The 4,347-nt window shown below is 30.1% G+C and carries 4 protein-coding genes and 3 pseudogenes; all 7 read left to right on the top strand.

From position 1 onward, the window contains the following. Nucleotides 1-81 precede the first annotated feature (81 nt). A pseudogene (locus tag CD126_RS11395) lies at nucleotides 82-684 on the top strand (protein rep); the annotation flags it as partial. 655 nt (nucleotides 685-1,339) lie between these two features. Next, nucleotides 1,340-1,957, top strand: a complete 618-nt coding sequence (locus CD126_RS11390; RefSeq protein ID WP_070502627.1) for a CadD family cadmium resistance transporter — start codon at nucleotides 1,340-1,342, stop codon at nucleotides 1,955-1,957. Between the two features lie 18 nt (nucleotides 1,958-1,975). Further along, nucleotides 1,976-2,323 (top strand): ArsR/SmtB family transcription factor, encoded by a 348-nt coding sequence (locus CD126_RS11385; protein WP_002467551.1) that lies wholly within the window; start codon nucleotides 1,976-1,978, stop codon nucleotides 2,321-2,323. A 166-nt stretch (nucleotides 2,324-2,489) separates the two neighbouring features. Further along, nucleotides 2,490-2,585: a type I toxin-antitoxin system Fst family toxin gene (locus tag CD126_RS12050; protein ID WP_011276848.1), complete on the top strand. Its 96-nt coding sequence runs from the start codon at nucleotides 2,490-2,492 to the stop codon at nucleotides 2,583-2,585. Nucleotides 2,586-2,921: 336 nt separating this feature from the next. After that, nucleotides 2,922-3,254, top strand: a pseudogene (locus CD126_RS11380) (thymidylate synthase); the annotation flags it as partial. Nucleotides 3,255-3,526: 272 nt separating this feature from the next. Next, complete coding sequence (locus CD126_RS11375; RefSeq protein WP_070502625.1) at nucleotides 3,527-3,955, top strand: Rrf2 family transcriptional regulator; 429 nt, start codon at nucleotides 3,527-3,529, stop codon at nucleotides 3,953-3,955. A 101-nt stretch (nucleotides 3,956-4,056) separates the two neighbouring features. After that, a pseudogene (locus CD126_RS12360) lies at nucleotides 4,057-4,254 on the top strand (DsbA family oxidoreductase); the annotation flags it as partial. Between the last annotated feature and the right edge of the window lie 93 nt (nucleotides 4,255-4,347).

The following is a 4,347-nucleotide window of genomic DNA, read 5'->3' as shown; positions in this document are numbered from 1 at the left end:
TTGTTAAATTGTTTATATCTGAAATAGTTCATACAGAAGACTCCTTTTTGTTAAAATTATACTATAAATTCAACTTTGCAACAGAACCGTTTAAAATATATGTCGAAAGCTTTTAACAAGTTAAAAATGTATGCAAAAGTTAAAAAGAATTTAATCGGTTTTATGCGTTCAACTGAAGTTACAGTTAACAAAAATGACGGAAGTTATAATCAACATATGCACGTTCTATTGTGTGTTGAAAATGCTTATTTCAGAAAAAAAGAGAATTATATAACGCAAGAAGAGTGGATCAATTTATGGCAAAAAGCTCTTCAAGTTGATTACAAACCAGTCGCAAATATCAAAGCAATTAAGCCGAATAAAAAAGGCGATAAAGATATACAAGCTGCAATTAAAGAGACATCAAAATACTCGGTTAAGTCGTCCGATTATTTAACAGGAAACCATGAAAAAGACGCAGAAATTGTTCAAGATTTAGAACAAGGTTTATACAGAAAACGTATGTTAAGTTACGGTGGTTTACTTAAACAAAAACATAAACTTTTAAATTTAGACGATGCCGAAGAAGGTAATTTAATTCAAACGAGCGATGAAGAAAAAACGACTGAAGAAGAACAAAAAGCCCATTCAATTACGGCTATTTGGAATTTTGAAAAACAAAATTATTTCTTAAAAAATTTGTAACGTTAGCTTATCAAAGCTAGCGTTTTTTTATGCTTTTTTGCCCCTGCAGGAACTATAGCGTTCAACTGGCATGGTTGCCCAGTTTTTATGCCAATTTTTAAATTTGCATGTAACTGGGCAGTGTCTAAAAAATTCGACACTGGTTTTGCTCAAATTTTTGTTTGTGAAAAGCAATTATTTTTATTTGGCTCTCATTTGCATTTTAAGAGCCGATTTAGGTTTTTAGGTATATAACTATATAAATAACCCTTAATTCTTTAAAATGACCCCTTAAAATTAAAAATAAAGGTATTCTGATTTTGAATAAATGTTTGAACAAAAAAATAAAGAGCTACCCTTAAAAATTTTGGTAGCTCTTATATGCACTGTTTTAATATTTAGGTGTTATCAGTGAAAAATAGATCAAGAAAGGAATTTTAATTATAACACAGCATTTATGCCGAGAAAATTTATTGATGTTGAGAAGAACCCTTAACTAAACTTGTAGACGAATGTCGGCATAGCGTGAGCTATTAAGCCGACCATTCGACAAGTTTTGGGATTGTTAAGGGTTCCGAGGCTCAACGTCAATAAAGCAATTGGAATAAAGCATCTATGATTATTTAAAAAAATAAGTTATAATATATTCAAAAATATTTTTGAATGAGGTGTAATTATGATTCAGACTATTGTAACTGCTGCTATTCTTTATATTGTGACAGCATTAGACTTATTAGTGATTTTATTAATGTTCTTTGCTAGAGCAAAGACTAGGAAAGAATATCGAGATATTTATATTGGTCAATATGTAGGATCTGTGGCATTGATTGTCATAAGTTTATTCTTTGCCTTTGTCTTAAATTATGTTCCTGAAAAATGGATATTAGGATTATTAGGGTTAATACCGATTTATTTAGGAATTAAAGTGGCTATTTATGGTGATAGTGACGGAGAAGAGAGAGCTAAAAAAGAATTGAATGAAAAAGGATTGTCTAAACTAGTTGGTACGATTGCAATTATTACGATAGCAAGTTGTGGCGCTGATAATATTGGTGTATTTGTTCCCTATTTTGTGACATTAAGTGTTACTAATTTATTCATTACTTTGTTTGTCTTTTTAATTTTAATTTTCTTCTTGGTATTTACTGCACAAAAATTAGCTAATATTCCAGGAGTTGGAGAAATTGTTGAGAAATTTGGTCGTTGGATTATGGCTGTTATTTATATAGCTTTAGGTTTATTTATCATTATAGAAAATGACACTATTCAAACAATTTTAGGATTTATATTTTAATTTAGGGTGTGATTTTATATGAGCTATAAAAATGCTTGTGATGTGATCTGTGTACATGAGGATAAAGTTAACAATGCCTTAAGTTTTTTAGAAGATGATAAATCTAAGAAATTACTTAACATTTTAGAAAAGATTTGTGATGAGAAGAAATTGAAAATTATATTATCTTTGATTAAAGAAGATGAGTTGTGTGTTTGTGATATTTCTTTGATATTGAAAATGAGTGTTGCTTCAACTTCACATCATTTAAGACTTTTATATAAAAATGATGTGCTTGATTTTTATAAAAAGGGAAAGATGGCATATTATTTTATTAAAGACGATGAAATAAGAGAGTTTTTCTCTAAAAATCAGGAGGGTTTTTGAAACGAGTGAAACGAGTTTCTTCTTGTCTTGATACCATAAAAATAAGCAAAGATATAACATAAAATGACTTATCGGAAGTACATATGCTTCAAAAGATACAGATGGTATAATAATGGAGTCGCCTATCTCTCAGGCGTCAATTTGACGTAGGGAGGAGGTGGTATTCATGTTGGAAATCCTTGTTCACATCACGACCACAGTCATCAGTGGTTGTATTATTGCGTTATTTACGCATTGGCTGCGTAATCGCAAAGACAAATAGGCGACAATAGCCACACCTACAAAAATCCCCTCACTATTTGCGGTAGTGAGGGGATTGGTGTATCCATGCTGGATTCCTTGTTAAATGCATTATAACACCATAGTAGATAGGAATGCAAAACTAAAATTTTATATGATTGTATTTTATACATGTTAAATATTTAATAATTCATGTAATACAATGTTCCAACGTTTAAGTACTTGTTTAGGTTCGTGCATTTCAACTGTTATACCTGAAGTAATATCAGCATATTTTGCAATATCTTGTCTTATCGATTTTATAGTTGCTTCGAACCTTGTACGTTCATAAACTTCATTATTAGGTGAAGGTAAAAAATTAAATCAAGTTGAGTACATTTTACACCAATTAAATCAAAATCCAGCATCACGTAGAATTATGACAAGTTTATGGGATGTAGATGATTTAGATGAAATATCATTAGAACCGTGTGTTTGGGCTACAAATTGGAAAGTGAGTTACGGTGCTTTAAATTTACATGTGAAACAACGTTCGGCAGATATGGCTCTAGGTCATCCATTTAATGTATTTCAATATGCGGTTTTACACAGGTTAATAGCAGACCAATGTGGTTATGAGTTAGGAAATTTGTATTGGTGTATAGATGATGCCCATGTATATCTTAAACATATAGATACATTAAAGAAGTAACTATCCAATCCTATTAATCAATCTAAACCAACAATAAGTCTACCTAGTAAATATGATGAGAAGGGTAATCTTAAATCCTTTTTTGAACGTAGACTATCTGAAGTACAGTTGAATAATTATAAACATAATGGAATTTTTAAATATGATATAGCGGAATGATAATGAAAGTAAGGGATTTTATAAAGCTATCATATTCATTTTTATAAATAAGATAAAAAAGATTTGACAATATTCCTCGTTGTAACTAAAATGGTTACAACGAGGTGGTTGATTTGAAAATAAGTAGTCGTTTTACGGTCGCTGTTCATATATTGGCTTTAATAAAAATCGAAAAAAATTATGCTTTAACATCGAATCAAATTGCAGAAAGTGTGAATACTAATCCTGTTGTTATTCGAAGATTAATGGGGAAACTTAAAAAAGTTGGTTTTATTGAAACTTCACATGGCAATTCAGGAGTTAAACTTTTAAAATCATTAGACGAGATTACATTATTTGATGTTTATAAAGCTGTAGAAGTTGTTGAACAAGGCCGTTTATTCCAAATACATGAAGATACCAATATCGACTGTACAGTTGGTGCAAACATACAAACTCTATTGGAAGTTATTTTGGAAAACGCACAGGATGCTATGGAGACAGTATTAAAAGGTGTAACATTAGAAAATATAGTAAATAAAATTCTAGTAAACAACGGATAAATATATCCGTCTCCCCTTGTTTGTAACTGTAACTATTACAAGTACGAGCGTGTTGTTTACTTACATTTGATGAAACTGTATTAACCGTCTTAATAAACATTATTGGAAGGAGAAATTATTTTGTCACTATAAAAGTAAATGTTTATTTTGATTATGTTTGTCCTTTTTGTTTTATAGGTAAGGATTAACTTGAAAAAGCAATAAAAGAAACAGGTGCTGATATATCTATAGAATGGCAAACATTTGAGCTAAGACCCAAACCATTAGAGCAATTAGATCCTGTTAATGACTCATCCAAACTATCGGTTCTGTTGCAAAGTTGAATTTATAGTATAATTTTAACAAAAAGGAGTCTTCTGTATGAATTATTTCAGATATAAACAATTTAACAA

Origin of the sequence: Staphylococcus pettenkoferi (assembly GCF_002902685.1) — a bacterium.
Taxonomy (GTDB): Bacteria; Bacillota; Bacilli; order Staphylococcales; family Staphylococcaceae; genus Staphylococcus; species Staphylococcus pettenkoferi.
This window is presented reverse-complemented; position numbering and strand designations above follow the sequence as displayed.

What these genes read in the sequence shown, in the direction of transcription:
- CD126_RS11390 (WP_070502627.1), top strand. Translation starts at nt 1,340, where the DNA reads ATGATTCAGACTATTGTAACTGCTGCTATTCTTTATATTGTGACAGCA.
- CD126_RS12050 (WP_011276848.1), top strand. Translation starts at nt 2,490, where the DNA reads ATGTTGGAAATCCTTGTTCACATCACGACCACAGTCATCAGTGGTTGT.
- CD126_RS11385 (WP_002467551.1), top strand. Translation starts at nt 1,976, where the DNA reads ATGAGCTATAAAAATGCTTGTGATGTGATCTGTGTACATGAGGATAAA.